The 14581-nt window shown below is 69.9% G+C and carries 15 protein-coding genes; 9 read left to right on the top strand and 6 right to left on the bottom strand.

Annotated features, from left to right (window positions below; all coding sequences use genetic code 11):
* Nucleotides 1-205: 205 nt before the first annotated feature.
* Complete coding sequence (ychF, locus tag AB0B66_RS02385; RefSeq protein ID WP_360521574.1) at nt 206-1291, top strand: redox-regulated ATPase YchF; 1086 nt, start codon at nt 206-208, stop codon at nt 1289-1291.
* A 527-nt stretch (nt 1292-1818) separates the two neighbouring features.
* Here ychF and AB0B66_RS02380 read toward each other — a convergent pair.
* On the bottom strand, nt 1819-2499 hold the full coding sequence (locus AB0B66_RS02380) for a hypothetical protein (protein ID WP_360521571.1): 681 nt from the start codon (nt 2497-2499) through the stop codon (nt 1819-1821).
* Between the two features lie 120 nt (nt 2500-2619).
* Here AB0B66_RS02380 and AB0B66_RS02375 point away from each other — a divergent pair, with 120 nt between their 5' ends.
* The 3 genes from AB0B66_RS02375 (at nt 2620) to AB0B66_RS02365 (ending at nt 5052) form a co-directional block, all read left to right on the top strand.
* Complete coding sequence (locus AB0B66_RS02375; protein ID WP_360521568.1) at nt 2620-3120, top strand: DUF1877 family protein; 501 nt, start codon at nt 2620-2622, stop codon at nt 3118-3120.
* Nucleotides 3121-3357: 237 nt separating this feature from the next.
* The gene (locus AB0B66_RS02370; protein ID WP_360521565.1) at nt 3358-4161 is read left to right on the top strand and encodes a GntR family transcriptional regulator; all 804 of its coding nucleotides are present in this window, start codon (nt 3358-3360) and stop codon (nt 4159-4161) included.
* Between the two features lie 3 nt (nt 4162-4164).
* Nucleotides 4165-5052: a DMT family transporter gene (locus AB0B66_RS02365; RefSeq protein WP_360521562.1), complete on the top strand. Its 888-nt coding sequence runs from the start codon at nt 4165-4167 to the stop codon at nt 5050-5052.
* A 92-nt stretch (nt 5053-5144) separates the two neighbouring features.
* Here the strand turns inward: AB0B66_RS02365 and AB0B66_RS02360 are convergent, their stop codons facing one another.
* The 3 genes from AB0B66_RS02360 to AB0B66_RS02350 are packed head-to-tail and all read right to left on the bottom strand — an operon-like array spanning nt 5145 to nt 6920.
* Entirely contained in the window at nt 5145-5597 is a 453-nt protein-coding gene (locus tag AB0B66_RS02360) for a GNAT family N-acetyltransferase (protein WP_360521559.1), read from the bottom strand.
* On the bottom strand, nt 5594-6574 hold the full coding sequence (locus AB0B66_RS02355; RefSeq protein WP_360521556.1) for a tetratricopeptide repeat protein: 981 nt from the start codon (nt 6572-6574) through the stop codon (nt 5594-5596). The genes AB0B66_RS02360 and AB0B66_RS02355 overlap by 4 nt, the downstream gene beginning before the upstream one ends.
* 40 nt (nt 6575-6614) lie before the next feature.
* The gene (locus AB0B66_RS02350; RefSeq protein WP_360521553.1) at nt 6615-6920 is read right to left on the bottom strand and encodes a 4a-hydroxytetrahydrobiopterin dehydratase; all 306 of its coding nucleotides are present in this window, start codon (nt 6918-6920) and stop codon (nt 6615-6617) included.
* Nucleotides 6921-7136: 216 nt separating this feature from the next.
* Between AB0B66_RS02350 and AB0B66_RS02345 the strand changes: the two genes are divergently transcribed.
* The 5 genes from AB0B66_RS02345 to AB0B66_RS02325 all read left to right on the top strand — a co-directional run bounded on the left by AB0B66_RS02345 (nt 7137) and on the right by AB0B66_RS02325 (nt 11627).
* Nucleotides 7137-7550, top strand: a complete 414-nt coding sequence (locus AB0B66_RS02345; protein WP_360521550.1) for a (deoxy)nucleoside triphosphate pyrophosphohydrolase — start codon at nt 7137-7139, stop codon at nt 7548-7550.
* 91 nt (nt 7551-7641) lie between these two features.
* Nucleotides 7642-8643 carry an iron ABC transporter permease gene (locus AB0B66_RS02340; protein WP_360521547.1) on the top strand — a complete coding sequence of 334 codons (1002 nt, stop codon included), beginning with the start codon at nt 7642-7644 and terminating at the stop codon, nt 8641-8643.
* A gap of 58 nt (nt 8644-8701) precedes the next feature.
* Nucleotides 8702-9706, top strand: a complete 1005-nt coding sequence (locus AB0B66_RS02335) for an iron ABC transporter permease (RefSeq protein ID WP_360521544.1) — start codon at nt 8702-8704, stop codon at nt 9704-9706.
* A complete protein-coding gene (locus AB0B66_RS02330) occupies nt 9703-10530 on the top strand; it encodes an ABC transporter ATP-binding protein (protein ID WP_360521541.1) in 828 nt (275 codons plus the stop codon). Before AB0B66_RS02335 ends, AB0B66_RS02330 begins: the two co-directional genes overlap by 4 nt.
* Before the next feature lie 161 nt (nt 10531-10691).
* Entirely contained in the window at nt 10692-11627 is a 936-nt protein-coding gene (locus tag AB0B66_RS02325; RefSeq protein ID WP_360521538.1) for an iron-siderophore ABC transporter substrate-binding protein, read from the top strand.
* Between the two features lie 68 nt (nt 11628-11695).
* Here AB0B66_RS02325 and AB0B66_RS02320 read toward each other — a convergent pair whose 3' ends face one another.
* Together AB0B66_RS02320 and AB0B66_RS02315 are read right to left on the bottom strand one after the other, a co-directional pair.
* Nucleotides 11696-12691, bottom strand: a complete 996-nt coding sequence (locus AB0B66_RS02320) for a succinate dehydrogenase/fumarate reductase iron-sulfur subunit (protein ID WP_360521535.1) — start codon at nt 12689-12691, stop codon at nt 11696-11698.
* Entirely contained in the window at nt 12688-14571 is a 1884-nt protein-coding gene (locus AB0B66_RS02315) for a fumarate reductase/succinate dehydrogenase flavoprotein subunit (protein WP_360521532.1), read from the bottom strand. Before AB0B66_RS02315 ends, AB0B66_RS02320 begins: the two co-directional genes overlap by 4 nt.
* Between the last annotated feature and the right edge of the window lie 10 nt (nt 14572-14581).

Raw genomic sequence — 14581 nt, 5'->3', positions numbered from 1 at the left:
TGTTTTTGTGGACGCTGGACGCCCCCATAGGGGCCGCCGGCGTCCACAAAAACGGATCAACGCGCGGGCGGCCGGGTGAACTGGGTCGTATGTCCGGTTGGTCGGCGGGCTGGTGGGTGGGTGGTCGGGCGGTGCGGGCGACTGCGGTCACTGCGCGGGACGGGCACGGGCAGAGCGAGCCGCCGGGTAAGTAAGATTTGCTGTCGTGAGCCTCAGCATCGGTATCGTCGGTCTGCCCAACGTCGGCAAGAGCACCCTGTTCAACGCGCTGACCCGCAACAACGTGCTCGCGGCGAACTACCCGTTCGCCACGATCGAGCCGAACGTCGGCGTCGTCGGGCTGCCCGACCAGCGGCTGGACAAGCTCGCCGAGCTCTACGACTCGCAGCGCATCCTGCCCGCGCCGGTGAGCTTCACCGACATCGCGGGCCTGGTCAAGGGTGCCTCGAAGGGGCAGGGCAAGGGCAACGCGTTCCTCGCCAACATCCGCGACTGCGACGCCATCTGCCAGGTCGTGCGGGCCTTCAGCGACCCGAACGTGGTGCACGTCGACGGCAAGGTCTCGCCCGCCGACGACATCGAGACCATCAACACCGAGCTGATGCTCGCCGACCTGCAGACGATCGAGAAGGCGCTGCCGCGGCTGGAGAAGGAGCTCCGGGTCCGCAAGGACCGGGCCGGCATCGTCGCCGCCGCGAAGGCGGCCCACGCCGTGCTGGACGGCGGCACGACGCTGTTCGCCGGTGCGGCCAAGGCCGGCATCGACCTCGCCGAGCTGCGCGAGCTGCACCTGATGACCGCGAAGCCGTTCCTGTACGTCTTCAACGTCGACGAGGCCGAGCTGCACAACAACGAGTTCCTCGACGAGCTGCGGGCCCTGGTCGCTCCGGCCGAGGCCGTGTTCATGGACGCGAAGATCGAGTCCGAGCTGATCGACCTGTCGCCGGAGGACGCGGCCGAGATGCTGGAGTCCATCGGGCAGTCCGAGCCGGGTCTCAACCAGCTGATCCGGGTCGGGTTCGGCACGCTCGGCCTGCAGACCTACCTCACGGCGGGCCCGAAGGAGGCGCGCGCCTGGACCATCCCGGTCGGCGCGACCGCCCCCGAGGCCGCCGGGGTCATCCACACCGACTTTCAGCGCGGCTTCATCAAGGCCGAGATCGTGGCGTACGACGACCTGATGGCGGCCGGCTCCATGGCGGCGGCGAAGGCGGCCGGCAAGGTCCGCATGGAGGGCAAGGAGTACGTCATGTCCGACGGCGACGTGGTGGAGTTCCGCTTCAACGTCTAGTCCGGGTCCGACGCAGGCCTGACTCAATCCGCTTTCTCGGCGGAGTGAGCGGGCCACAATGCCTTGTGGGAACCAGCCAGGAGACAGCGGACCGGGCACGCTATGCCCGCGACCGTGATTGGATCGCCTATGCGCTCCATGAGCTCCCGAGCGGGGTGCTGTGGGGTGCCGATGGCGCGACATCGGCGCAGTGCGCGGAGATGTTGGACGGCTTGGACGAGTTCGCCGGTGTCTGCCGGCGTCTCGGCCTCGACGACCACACGGAGTTCATCGAGGAATGCCGGTGGCACTTCGAGCACTACCCCCATTTCCTCGGTCGGCGCCGCCACTTCGTGGATTACCGCACCTACATCCGCGATCGGCATGGACCAGCGCGTGTCCAACCACCGCCGCCTCCGAGCTGGTCACTTCGTCGGTGACTGCGAGGGCAGGACAACGCTCGCCCGCCTACGTGACGCCGTGGAGTTCGCTTCGACGTCTGAAGCCGCCACGGTCACGCGGCCAAACTGAGCGCCTGTCCGAGCTGATCACTCGTTCGACACGTCTGGTGAACCGGGAACCGGATCATCGGACGTATCCACCGCGCAGCGATCGTAGGGGTGTGCGGGCTGCAACGTCTCGGGGTCGAAGTCGACCACGCCGACGCCTCCGTCGTCGGACCACAGACTGACCTGAGTGGGCTCGGTGAAGGCGAGACGATCGAGCAGCACCTCGGGGCTGTCCATGGTGCCGTTGCCGAAGCAGGCGATCTCGGGGGACCCGCGGCTCAGCAGGCCTTCCCGCGAACGCAGCCGCAGCACCTGGAATGTCGTGAGGAAGCCTTCCCTGCGGCCCACGACCTCGAACCTCCCGTCGGGTGAGACGGCGAGGGTCTCCGAAGGTCCGGGGCGGAACATCGACCCCATGTAGACATTCGCTCCCCAGGCGCACAGTCCGACCACACCGACCAGCGTGGGAAGCGCCACCACCGTGGTCCGCACCCACCGCGATCTGAATCTCAGCAGACGTGTGCCGACGACGGTTAGCGCCCCGGCGGCGCACAGCAGGACCAGTGAGATCACACTGCCGTATTCCTGCAGCACCGTGTAAGGGGTTTGCCCGAGGGCACGGACCGACAGGACCGTCAACACCAGCGCCATGCACCACGTGACGCAGAACCAGATCAGCGACTTCCTGCTGTTCCGTACGCCTTCGGACTCGTCGATCATCGCGTCAGCTTGGCACAACCCGACGCCGCGGATTGCCCCGTCGCGGCGCGCTGCAGCGGTTAGGCGAAGGCCGGGTGAGCGGCTGTATTCCGTCGTGCCCGCCGTGCAGGATGTCGGGCCATGAGCATGATTACCGAATACCTGCGCCTGCGTCCGAACGAGTTGACCGAACTGCGGCGGCTCCTGGCCGAGGAACCGAATGCGGCCTACTCGTACGTCGCGGACCTGCGCGATGGCGGTGAGGACCATGGCGGGGCGGCACGCGGCACGGACACCGACAAGGCCTGGGAAGGACTGCGGTTCCTGTTGGCGAAGCTGCGCCCGCCGGTCGACGTCATCGCGGGCGGCGAGCAGATGACCGACGACGAGTGGGGTTACGACTCACCGCGACTGCTCACCGCCGCCGAGGTGGCCGAGGCCGCCCGGTTCTTCGAGGTCACGCCGTTCTCGTCGGTCGCCGCGCAGTACCAGCAGGCCGAGCTGATCGCGGCCGAGGTCTACCCGGACATCTGGGCGGAGGACTGGGCGCTGTCATACCTGGAGGACGCCTACGCCGACGTGGCGGCGCTCTTCTGCGCGGCCGCCGCTGATCGCGAAGCAGTCCTCGTCTGGATGTCCTGACCAGATGGAGAGATCGAGCACTGCGCGAGATGGCGCGGAATCCGCCGTGCCCGGCCCCTCCGGTCTGGCCGTGTCCATGGGAGATGGGGCCAGGAGTCTGGTCAGACGATCGGGTGCCGGATGTATGGCCTTATCAACGAGTACGTCGGCAGCAGGATCGTGTAGCCACACACCCAACACTGGCAGGTGAGCCCGTCGTCAAGAGGTGGCTCAAGCCAGTTGCGGTAGCGTGCGTGAGTGAACGACGACTGGGCGGATGACATGGCAGAGCAGAACGCGGACCGAAGACCGCCAAGCAGGCGTATCGCGGACACGCTGCGCGAGAAGATCGAGAGCGGCGAGTTCGCCGCCGGCGACCGCCTGCCCTCGGAACGGGAACTGGCCGCCACCTACCAGACCGCGCGCAACACGGCGCGGGAGGCGCTGTCGATCCTGCAGACCGAGGGCCTCGCCATGGCACAGCACGGCAAAGGCGTCTTCGTTCGCGACCGCAAGCCGTTGATGAGGCTGGGCTCCGATCGCTACTCCAAGCGGGTACGCGACGAGAGCGGTCTTTCGCCGTTCCGGATCGAGGTCATGAAGCAGGGCCGTGTGCCCGGCACCGAATGCCGGTCGGTCACACAGGTCGCCCCGCCGGCCGATGTCGCCGAGCGCCTGGACCTGGACCCGGCGCGGGACACGGTCGTCCGTCGCGAGAACTGGTACTTCGCGGACGGGGAACCGGTGCAGGTCGGCGTCACCTACATCCCGGTGGCTGTGGCGCGAGACTCGCCGCTCGCCACGGAGAAGACCCTCGGCCGCGGCAGCATCTATGCCCGGTTCGAGGAACTCGGGCGTGCCGTCACCCGCAGCCGGGAAGAGATCAGTTCGCGGATGCCCACGCCAGAGGAGGCGTCAGGGCTGCTGATGCCGCCCGGTGTGCCAGTGCTGGTCGTGCTGCACACCAGCTTCGATCAGAATCTGAAGGCGTTCGAGGTCACGAGGTTCGTCATGCGGGCGGATCTCACTGGTCTGGACTACCTCATGCCGGTTGAGGACTGATCGTTGAGCAGGGCAAATGTCGGTCGGCTTGCGCTGCTGGCCCTGCTGTGGGGGTCGAGCTTCCTCTGGATCAAGTTGGCGCTCCGGGGCTTCAGCCCGGTCCAACTGGTCTTCCTGCGGTTGCTGCTCGGGTTCGCCGTGCTCGCGCCGATCGTGCTCCTCCGGCGGCTTCCCATGCCCCGTGGGCTCGCTATCTGGGGCCATCTGTTCGTCGCCGCACTGATCGCGAACGCGGTGCCGTACGTGCTGTTCGGCATCGGCGAGCAGACCGTCGACTCGAACGTGGCGGGGGTGCTCAACGCGACCACCCCACTGTGGACCGTCGTCGTGGCCTATCTCGCGGGCACGGATCGCGCGGTGACGGCCATGCGGGCCGCGGGCATCGCGCTCGGGTTCCTCGGCACGGTTCTGATCTTCTCGCCCTGGGAGACCGCCGGTGAGATCGCGAGCCCAGGGGGCCTCGCCTGCCTCGGCGCCTCGGCCTGTTACGGGGTGAGCTACGTGTACATGGGCCGATTCCTGGCCGGCCGGGGCATCGCACCCCTGATGCTGTCGGCCGGACAACTGGGCGCCGCCACCGTCCTGCTGGCGCTGGCGTTGCCGTTCTTCGGGAGCCAGGCGATCACGTGGCGAGCCGACGCCGTGGTCAGCGTCGCGATCCTGGGCGCACTGGGCACCGGCATGGCGTACGTGCTCAACTATCGACTCATCGCCGACGAGGGTGCCACGGCCGCGTCGGTGGTCACCTACCTGCTGCCGGTGGTGGCGATCGTCCTCGGGTCTGTCTTCCTCAGCGAGGCGCTGACCGTCGCGATGGTGGGCGGCACGGTCCTGGTCCTGCTGGGAGTGCTGCTGACTCAGCGAGGGAAGCAGCGCGCACACGACGGATGAGCGACCGGGTTCCGCTCGGGCTTCCGCGCCGCCAGAACCACGGCTCTCTCACCGAGCAGCGTGGTAGCAGCCCCGCACGGACTCGGCTCGTGTCAGTGCTGTTCGTTGCGTAGGACGTAGCGCAGGAAGCCGCTGTGCGGGGTGTACCGGTCGTAGAGCGCCCGCGCCCGGTAATTGTTCTCCTTGGTCTGCCAGTACAGGGTCGCCCAGCCGTGCGCCCGGGTCTCGGCCCACAGCCAGTCGATCAGCGCCGCGCCGCACCCCTGGGCGCGGGCTGCCGGGTCGACGTACAGGTCCTGCAGGTAGCAGGAGGGGGTGAGCGCGGACGTGTTCTCGTGCAGCAGGTAGTTCGCGATCCCGATGACGGTCCCGTCGGACTCCGCGACGACGGCGTGCACGGGCACGCCGTCGTCCAGGACACGCGCCCACAGGTGCCCGGTGACGGCCTCGTCGGGCTCACGCTCGTAGAAGCGGGTGTACGCGTCCCACAGCTCCCGCCAGCGGCTCTCGTCGGCGGGCCTGGCGGGCCGGATGACCAGGTTCATCGAATCTCCTCCGAGTGGGCGTCGGCCGGTGAGGACGTGATCTGGACGAGCAGCCGCCTGGCGTCGGCCAGCCGGCGGGCTGCCAGGGCGTCTCCTGGCCGGTCGAGCTCCGAGAACCGCTGCACGGCCTCCCGAGCCGCGGTCAGCGCCTGGTCGTCGCCCGCCCGGTGCCCGGCGTACGCCGCGGCGTAGCAGGCCAGCGCGAGCCCTTCGCCGCCCTCGACGGCCTTGGTCCGGTCCAGCCGCCGGAACTCCTCCAGCGCGGTGGCAGCGGCGGGGCAGCCGTCGAGGCCGCTGTCGGTCTGGGCCAGGGCGAGTGCCACGTTTGCCCAGCCCTGGGCCATCTCCCGCAGATCTGCCGGCTTCGGAGGGGCGCTCGAAGCCAGCTGGGCCGCGTGCGTGGCCATCGTGAGCGCCTCCGGGGTCCGGTCGCCTCGGTGCAACGCCAGGCTGGTGCCGGCGGCGAACAGGGCGCGGCTGACGAGGGCTTCGCCGTCGGGGTCGGCGGCGTCGCCGATGGCGACGGACTGTTCCAGGTGCGCGAGTGCGGACTCGTCGCGGCCGAGCCTGGCCAGCAGACGCCCCAGCGCGTACAGGGACGTCGCATGTCGCAGGCTGTTCGGCCGGAGCCGGGCGATGAGGTCGGCGGACGCGGTCGCGGCGGTGAGGGCGGCATCGAGGCGTCCTGCGGCGAGCGCCTGGCCGGAGTGGTATCCGAGCAGGTCGGCGAGCGCCGCATCCGGGGTCGGTCGGCGGTGTCGGCGCGGCCAGGCGCCTTGGCGGAGGAGTAGCGCCAGCCCGTCCTCGGTGTGCCCGCTCATGATGAGCTTTTCGGCGCGGGCGATTCGCCACGCCTGCCGGCGGCGTGGAAGGTGACGCCTCAGCAGGCCGAGGAGGAGGCAGAACACGAGGAAGGCGATGCAGACCAGGCCTGGCCCCATGAAGATCAGTTCGAAGAGATCCGCGCCGGAGGGCATGGGCCGGGAGCCTAGCCCCCTTCGAGGGGGCGCGGGGGGACTACTGGTTCAGGGACTGGTAGGCGGCCTCGACGCGGGCTGCCATGCCGATCTCGGCGGAGGTGAGCGCACCGTTGTCACCGGCGCAGAGCTGGATCTGGGTGCGGCCGTCGAGGCGGCGGATGTGGGGTCGTACCCCGAAGGTGTCCGCGGCGACCGAGATGTGCTCGGTCAGCACGGCATGTTCGGTGTCGTCGAGGGGAAGGGTGCGCTTGAGGCAGTCGCCTTCGTGGACCCAGCCGGTGAGTTGGGAAAGTGCGTCGCTGATGTAGTCGCGTCGTCGGCCCCGTTTCCAGACCGCACCCATCCGCACCTCCGATACCTCCCACGCGGCGATATCGGCTTGTGGCCGAATCTTGTCCGCACCGACACTTCGGTGAGACCTATCCTGCCCTCTATCGGGGCGCGTGTCCACGCGAACAAAACCGACTTCCTGCACTTCACGGGACGGTGTGTGCAGCGCGGACTCGCTTGGTGACACCGCGTCCACCACAAAGCCGGTTTGTCTGGCACGCTGTCCGCCGTGCCTAACTTCTCCTCCGAGATCCGAATCATCGTCGGTGCAGCCATCATCGCTGACGGGCGCGTGCTGGCCTGTGAGCGTTCCGAACCGGCCGAGGTGGCCGGACGGTGGGAGTTTCCTGGCGGAAAGGTGGAGCCCGGTGAAACGGAGCACGACGCGCTCGTCCGCGAGTGCGAGGAGGAGCTGGGCGTGACCGTCGAGGTCGGCGAGCGGGTCGGCCAGGACGTGATGCTCGGCCACGGCCGCGCGGTGCTCAAGGTCTACACGGCGCGGCTGGTCCAGGGCGTGCCGCAGCTGATCGAGCACGCCGAATTCCGGTGGCTGGCCGCGCACGAGCTGCACACCGTGCCGTGGCTGCCCGCTGACGCGCCGATCGTCGCGGCCCTGCCGAAGTTCATGGGAGATGGGGCGTAGCTCACGCTACCTCGACAATTAAGGCCTGCCTTACCTAAGCTCCGTTTCCGTTGGCTGAACCCCTACAAAGCGGCGGCCGGGGAGGCTCGTGGTGCACGGTGCGGTGAGGCGCGGCGGTGTCGTCGCGCTCGGCGTGCTCGTGCTGCTGGCCGCGGTCGCGGCGAGCCTGACCGTCGGCAGTCGGCACGTCCCCCTGGCCGAGGCGCTCGACGCGCTGCTGCGTCCGGCGCCGACCGAGGCCGCGCTGATCGTCCGTGAGCTGCGGGTGCCGCGTACCCTCGTCGGGCTTGAGGTGGGCGCGGCGCTGGCGCTGGCCGGCGTGATCATGCAGGCGCTGACCCGCAACCCGCTCGCCGAGGCCCGGGTCCTGGGCATCTCCGCGGGCGCGGCGACCGGCGTCGTTTTCGCGATCGCGTTCGCCGGTGCGGCGAGCCTCGCCACCTGGATCTGGTTCGGGTTGGCCGGGGCCGCGGTCGCCGGGGCGCTGGTGTTCATCGTCGCCGCCCGCACCCGGGACGGGTCCGGGCCGGTGAGCCTCGCGCTGTCCGGTGCGGCGATCGACGCCGGGCTCGGCGCGCTCATCTACGGCGTCCTCAGCATCGACGCGGCCACCTTCGAGCAGTACCGCTTCTGGGTCGTCGGCTCGATCGCCGGGCGCACCCCCGCCATGGCCGCGCAGGTCGTGCCGTTCCTGCTGGCCGGGCTGGTGCTCGCCGCGGTCGCGGCGCGCGGCCTGGACGCGCTGGCGCTGGGCGACGACGTCGCCCGCGGCCTGGGCCACCGCATCCAGCGGGTACGCCTCGCCGCCGCCGTCGCCGCGATCGTGCTGACCGGCGCGGCCGTCGCGCTGGCCGGTCCGATCGCGTTCGTCGGCCTCGCCGTGCCGCACCTGGCCCGCGCCCTGGTCGGCACCGCACACCGCTGGGTGCTGCCGCTGTCGGCGCTGCTCGGCGCGGCCCTGGTGCTGTTCGCGGACGTGCTGGGCCGGATCATCACGCCGCCCGGCGAGGTCCCCGCCGGCGTGGTCACCGCGCTGGTCGGCGCGCCGGTGCTGCTCTGGCTGGTTCGCCGGGCTCGGGTGGTGACCGCGTGATCGCCTCGGTCGGTGCCGTGAGCTTCGTGTCGTCGCGTCGGACCCGGGTGGTGGTCCCGTGATCGTCTCCGTCGGGCCGGCGAGCTTCGTGCTGCCGCGCCGCACCCTGCTGGTCACGCTGGGGCTCGGCGTGGCGCTGGTGGCCGCGATGATCGCCGCGGTCAGCCTCGGCACGATGACCGTGCCACCGGCGGACGTGGTCCGCTCCCTGCTCACCGGCGGCACCGACTACGACCTCGTCGTACGCGAGCTGCGCTGGCCGCGCGTGGTGCTCGGGGCCGCCTGCGGGGCCGCGTTCGGGCTGGGCGGCGCGCTGATCCAGTCCGTGGCCCGCAACCCCCTGTCCAGCCCGGACGTCATCGGCGTGACCCAGGGCGCAGGGCTCGCGGCGACCATCGCGCTGACCTCCGGCATGGCGTACGAGCTGATCGCCCCCAGCGCCATGGCGGGCGGCCTGCTCGCCGCGGTCGTGGTGTTCGCCTTCGGCGCGCGCACCGGGTTCGCGGCCAACCGGTTCGTGCTGGCCGGAGTCGCGGTCGCGTTCGCGCTGCGGGCCGGCATCGAGGTGGTGATGTCGTCGGCGGAGACCATCGACGCGCTGCGCGCCCAGATCTGGCTCATCGGCTCGCTCAACGGCCGCGGCTACGAGGAGGCCGGCGCGATCGGCCTGGTGCTGCTGATCGCCCTGCCCCTGCTGCTGTGGGCCGCCTGGGCACTACGGACCAGCGCCCTGGACGACGACACCGCCCGCGCCCTCGGGACCCGCCCGGCCGCCCGCCGGGTCGCGGTCGGGGCGCTGGGCGTGGTGCTGGCCGCGGCGGCGACCGCGCAGGTCGGCGCGGTGGACTTCGTCGCGCTGGTCGCGCCGCAGGTCGCCCGGCGGCTGTCCCGGGCCGAACGCCCGCCGCTGGCCGCGTCCGCGCTGGCCGGTGCGGCGCTGGTGGTCGCGGCCGATCTTGCGGCTCGGATGCTGCTCTCCCCGACCCAACTGCCCGTCGGCGTGCTCACCGCCGGCATCGGCGGCCCCTACCTGGTCTACCTGCTCATCAGGAGGCGTCGATGAAGTCCGCCCTGCCCTCGGCCGACGTCGCCGGGCCCGTCCACCGGGAGGCTCCGCTGAGGCTCGCCGGACAGGATCTCGTCGTCGGCTACGACGAACGGACCGTCATCGACGGGCTCTCCGTCGACATCCCGAGCGGTCAGCTCACCGTCATCATCGGGCCGAACGCGTGCGGCAAGTCGACGCTGCTGAGGACCCTCGGCCGCCTGCTCAAGCCGCGCGGCGGCAGTGTGCTGCTCGACGGCGAAATGCTGCACGAACTCCCGCCGCGCCGGGTCGCGCAGCGCCTCGGCGTGCTGCCGCAGTCGCCGCTGGTGCCCGAGGGCGTCACCGTCGCCGACCTGGTCGCCCGCGGCCGCCAGCCGCATCAGCGCTGGTGGCAGCAGTGGTCCCCGGCCGACCAGGAGGTCGTCAGGGCGGCCCTGGCCGACGCCGACATCGCCGACCTGGCCGACCGCCCCGTCGAGGCGCTGTCGGGCGGCCAGCGTCAGCGCGTCTGGATCGCCATGGCATTGGCCCAGCAGACCGAGGCGCTGCTGCTCGACGAGCCGACCACCTTCCTCGACGTCGCCCACCAGGTCGAGGTGCTCCGCCTGATGCGCCGCCTCCAACAGGGCGGCCGCACCGTCGTAGCGGTCCTGCACGAGCTGAACCAGGCCGCCCGCTACGCCGACCACGTGATCGCCATGAAGTCCGGCCGCATCGTCGCTTCCGGCCCGCCCGCCAAGGTCATCACGACTGCCCTGATCACCGACGTCTTCTCCCTCGACTGCACCGTCGTCCCCTGCCCGGTCACCGCCACCCCACTGGTGATCCCCAACCCCTGACCCAACCCGACGATCTTGCGTGGACTGCGGGTACGACACGCGCCAAGCGGACATCTCGCCAACAGTCCGCGCAAGATCGTCGTGATCTCGGCGTGAGCCGGGACGACTTCGCCGTGGAACGAGCGGCGGAGAGCACAGAGATCCAGGAAGGAAGTGGCGCTGTGAAGAGGCGTCTTGTTCTCGTGGCGGCGGTTGCCGCCGGGCTCGCGCTGGCGGGCTGCGGCACGGCGAAGGAGGACGCCGGCGACGGCGCGGCCACCGTCGAGGTCACCCACGCGATGGGCACCACGAAGGTCCCGGCCGCACCCAAGCGCGTCGTCGTACTCGACACCGACAAGGTCGACACCGCGCTCACGCTGGGCGTCAAGCCCCTCGGCGCGGCCCGCGCCGGCGAGCTGACCGGCTGGCCGACGTACTTCGGCCCTGGCGCGACCGATGGCATCACCGAGGTCGGCGTGCTCGACGAGCCCGACCTCGAAGGCATCGCCGCGCTCAAGCCCGACCTGATCCTCGGCTCCAAGTTCCGCCAGGAGAAGTTCTACGCCGAACTCTCGAAGATCGCCCCCACGGTCTTCACCGAGAACGTGGGCAAGACCTGGAAGGCCAACTTCCTGCTCGACGGCTTGGCCCTCGGCAAGCAGCAGCAGGCCAAGGACCTGCTGGCGGCGTACGAGAAGCGCGCCAAGGAGGTCGGCGCAGCCATCCCCAACGCCGCCACCCTGAAGATCTCCCTGGTCCGCTTCATGCCCGACCACATCCGCATCTACGGCCCCGAATCATTCTCCGGCATCGTCCTCGGCGACACCGGCCTCGGCCGCCCCGAGCGCCAGCTCCTCGCCGCCAAGGACGACAAGCGCTTCGACAAGGTCAGCGCCGAACGCCTCACCGAGGTAGACGGCGACTTCATCTTCATCGCCGCCTACGGCGAGAAGTCCGCCACCGAGCAGTCCAAAATCACCGCCGGCCCCCTCTGGGCGACCCTCGGCGCGGTGAAGGCCGGCAAGACCCAGATCGTCGCCGACGAGACCTGGATGACCGGCATCGGCGTCACCGCCGCCAACAAAATCCTCGACGACCTCACGAGCCACCTGAAGTAGCCCCGGGAACGACGATCGCGGCGATCACCGTGGCCCGTGGGCCACAGGTGATCGCCGCGATCGTGTCTTCAGCGCTCGGGGTGGTAGTAGTTCAGCGTGGCCGGGTTGATGGGGAACGTGATGTCGTCGCCGAAGGGGGAGGCGGCAGCCGCCCGGTCGGAGAGCATTTCGTTCAGGTTCACGTGGCCGGAGGGGTTGACCTCTGACGGCTGGGGCGGCGTTAGTTCGCGGCCGAAGTCGACCGGGGCCTGGCCGTCGGTGACCGTCACGGGGCCGGCGTGCACGGTGGGGCCGGCGGGCACGGTGGCGGCCAGCTGGTCACGGCGGAGAATTTTGCGTCCGAATACCACCAGCGGATCATAGCGGCGATCCACGACCCGTTCCTTCATGGGGATGATGGCGTTGTCGGTGATCTTGATGTGTTCGGGGCAGACCTCGGTGCAGCACTTGGTGATGTTGCAGTAGCCCAGGCCCTGGGACTGCTGCGCGATCTCCTTGCGGTCGTGGCGGGCGTCGAGGGGGTGCATGTCCAGCTCGGCGGCGCGGATGAACAGGCGCGGTCCGGAGAAGGCCGGCTTGTTCTCGTCGTGGTCGCGTACGACGTGGCAGGTGTTCTGGCACAGGAAGCACTCGATGCACTTGCGGAACTCCTGCGAGCGCTCCACGTCGATCTGCTGCATCCGGTACTCGCCGGGGGCCACGTCGGCGGGCGGCGCGAACGCGGGCATCTCCTGTGCCTTCTGGTAGTTGAAGGACACGTCGGTGACCAGGTCGCGGATGACCGGGAAGGTCCGCAGCGGGGTGACCGTGATGGTCTCGTCCTCCTCGAAGGTGGACATCCGGGTCATGCAACCGAGGCGGGGCATGCCGTTGATCTCCATCGAGCAGGAGCCGCACTTGCCGGCCTTGCAGTTCCAGCGGCAGGCCAGGTCGGGCTCCTGGGTGGCCTGCAGCCGGTGGATGACGTCGAGCACGACCTCACCCTCGTTGACCTCGACCTTGTAGTCGTTGAGCTGGCCGCCGGCCGCGTCCCCGCGCCACACCTTGAATTGCCGCACGGTCATGACAGCTCCTTGTCGGTCATGTACTTGGCCAGCTCGGACTTGTCGAACAGGGCGAGCAGGTCGGGGGTCATCGTGGGGATCGGCTGGTGGGTGAGGTCCACGTCGCCGGTGGGGGTGAGCGCGCAGACCAGGTTGACCTGCCGCCACTTCGAGTCCATCTTCGGGAAGTCCTCGCGGGTGTGGCCGCCGCGCGACTCCTCGCGCTCCAGCGCCGCCTTCGCGGTGCACTCCGACACGACCAGCATGTTGCGCAGGTCGAGGGCGAGGTGCCAGCCCGGGTTGTACCGGCGGCCGCCGGTCGCGCCGACCTTGCGGATGCGCTCCTTCAGCTCCGACAGGCGCGACAGCGACTCCTGCAGCTCGCCCTTGCGGCGGATGATGCCGACCAGGTCGCCCATCACGTCCTGAAGGTCACTCTGCAGGGTGTACGGGTTCTCGCCGCCGTCGCGTGCCAGCGGCGTCAGCGCCTCCTCGACCGCAGCCGCGACCTGCTTGTCGTTCACCTTGGGCCGCTTGGCCAGGGTGTCGGTGTAGCTCGCCGCGTACTCGCCCGCGCGCTTGCCGAAGACCAGCAGGTCGGACAGGGAGTTGCCGCCGAGGCGGTTGGAGCCGTGCATGCCGCCGGACACCTCGCCGGCCGCGTAGAGGCCCAGCACGCCCGCGGACGCGGTGTCCGGGTCGACCTCGACGCCGCCCATCACGTAGTGGCAGGTCGGGCCGACCTCCATCGGCTGCGACGTGATGTCGACGTCGGCCAGCTCCTTGAACTGGTGGTACATCGACGGCAGCTTCTTGAGGATCTCGGCGGCCGGGCGGCGCGAGGCGATGTCGAGGTAGACGCCGCCGGCCTTGGTGCCGCGACCGGCCTTGACCTCGGAGTTGATGGCGCGGGCCACCTCGTCGCGGGGCAGCAGCTCGGGGGGACGCCGGTTGTTGTCCGGGTCGGTGTACCAGCGGTCGGCCTCCTCGGGCGTCTCCGCGTACTGCTTGCGGAACACGTCCGGGACGTACTCGAACATGAAGCGCTTGCCGTCGGAGTTCTTGAGGATGCCGCCGTCGCCGCGGACCGACTCGGTGACCAGGATGCCCCGCACCGACGGCGGCCACACCATGCCGGTCGGGTGGAACTGCAGGAACTCCATGTTGATCAGCTTCGCCCCGGCGCGCAGCGCCAGCGCGTGGCCGTCACCGGTGTACTCCCAGGAGTTCGAGGTGACCTTGTAGGAGCGGCCTACGCCGCCGGTGGCCAGCACCACGGCGGGGGCCTCGAACAGCACGAACTCGCCGGACTCGCGGTGGTAGCCGAACGCGCCCGCGATCCGCTTCTGACCGCCGGTCTCGTCGAGCAGTAGCTCGGTGATGGTGCACTCGGCGAACACGCGCAGCCGGGCGTCGTACGCGCCGTGCTGGGCCTTGTCCTCCTGCTGCAGCGAGACGATCTTCTGCTGCAGGGTGCGGATCAGTTCCAGGCCGGTGCGGTCGCCGACGTGGGCCAGGCGCGGGTACTCGTGGCCGCCGAAGTTGCGCTGCGAGATCTTGCCGTCCTTGGTCCGGTCGAAGAGCGCGCCGTACGTCTCCAGCTCCCAGATCCGCTCCGGCGCCTCCTTGGCGTGCAGCTCGGCCATCCGGTAGTTGTTCAGGAACTTGCCGCCGCGCATGGTGTCGCGGAAGTGGACCATCCAGTTGTCGTTCGGGTTGACGTTGCCCATCGCGGCGGCCGCGCCGCCCTCGGCCATGACCGTGTGGGCCTTGCCGAACAGCGACTTCGAGATGATGGCGACCTTCTTGCCGGCCAGCCGGGCCTCGATCGCGGCGCGCAGACCCGCGCCGCCGGCGCCGATCACGACGACGTCGTACCAGTGCTTCTCAATGTTGATCATTTTGTGCCCC

It is taken from the genome of Catellatospora sp. NPDC049111 (assembly GCF_040648615.1).
Taxonomy (GTDB): domain Bacteria; phylum Actinomycetota; class Actinomycetes; order Mycobacteriales; family Micromonosporaceae; genus Catellatospora; species Catellatospora aurea.
This window is presented reverse-complemented; position numbering and strand designations above follow the sequence as displayed.

What these genes read in the sequence shown, in the direction of transcription:
- AB0B66_RS02375 (WP_360521568.1), top strand. Translation starts at nt 2,620, where the DNA reads ATGAGCATGATTACCGAATACCTGCGCCTGCGTCCGAACGAGTTGACC.
- AB0B66_RS02380 (WP_360521571.1), bottom strand. Translation starts at nt 2,499, where the DNA reads ATGATCGACGAGTCCGAAGGCGTACGGAACAGCAGGAAGTCGCTGATC.
- AB0B66_RS02330 (WP_360521541.1), top strand. Translation starts at nt 9,703, where the DNA reads ATGAAGTCCGCCCTGCCCTCGGCCGACGTCGCCGGGCCCGTCCACCGG.
- AB0B66_RS02320 (WP_360521535.1), bottom strand. Translation starts at nt 12,691, where the DNA reads ATGACCGTGCGGCAATTCAAGGTGTGGCGCGGGGACGCGGCCGGCGGC.
- AB0B66_RS02315 (WP_360521532.1), bottom strand. Translation starts at nt 14,571, where the DNA reads ATGATCAACATTGAGAAGCACTGGTACGACGTCGTCGTGATCGGCGCC.
- AB0B66_RS02355 (WP_360521556.1), bottom strand. Translation starts at nt 6,574, where the DNA reads ATGCCCTCCGGCGCGGATCTCTTCGAACTGATCTTCATGGGGCCAGGC.
- AB0B66_RS02360 (WP_360521559.1), bottom strand. Translation starts at nt 5,597, where the DNA reads ATGAACCTGGTCATCCGGCCCGCCAGGCCCGCCGACGAGAGCCGCTGG.
- AB0B66_RS02350 (WP_360521553.1), bottom strand. Translation starts at nt 6,920, where the DNA reads ATGGGTGCGGTCTGGAAACGGGGCCGACGACGCGACTACATCAGCGAC.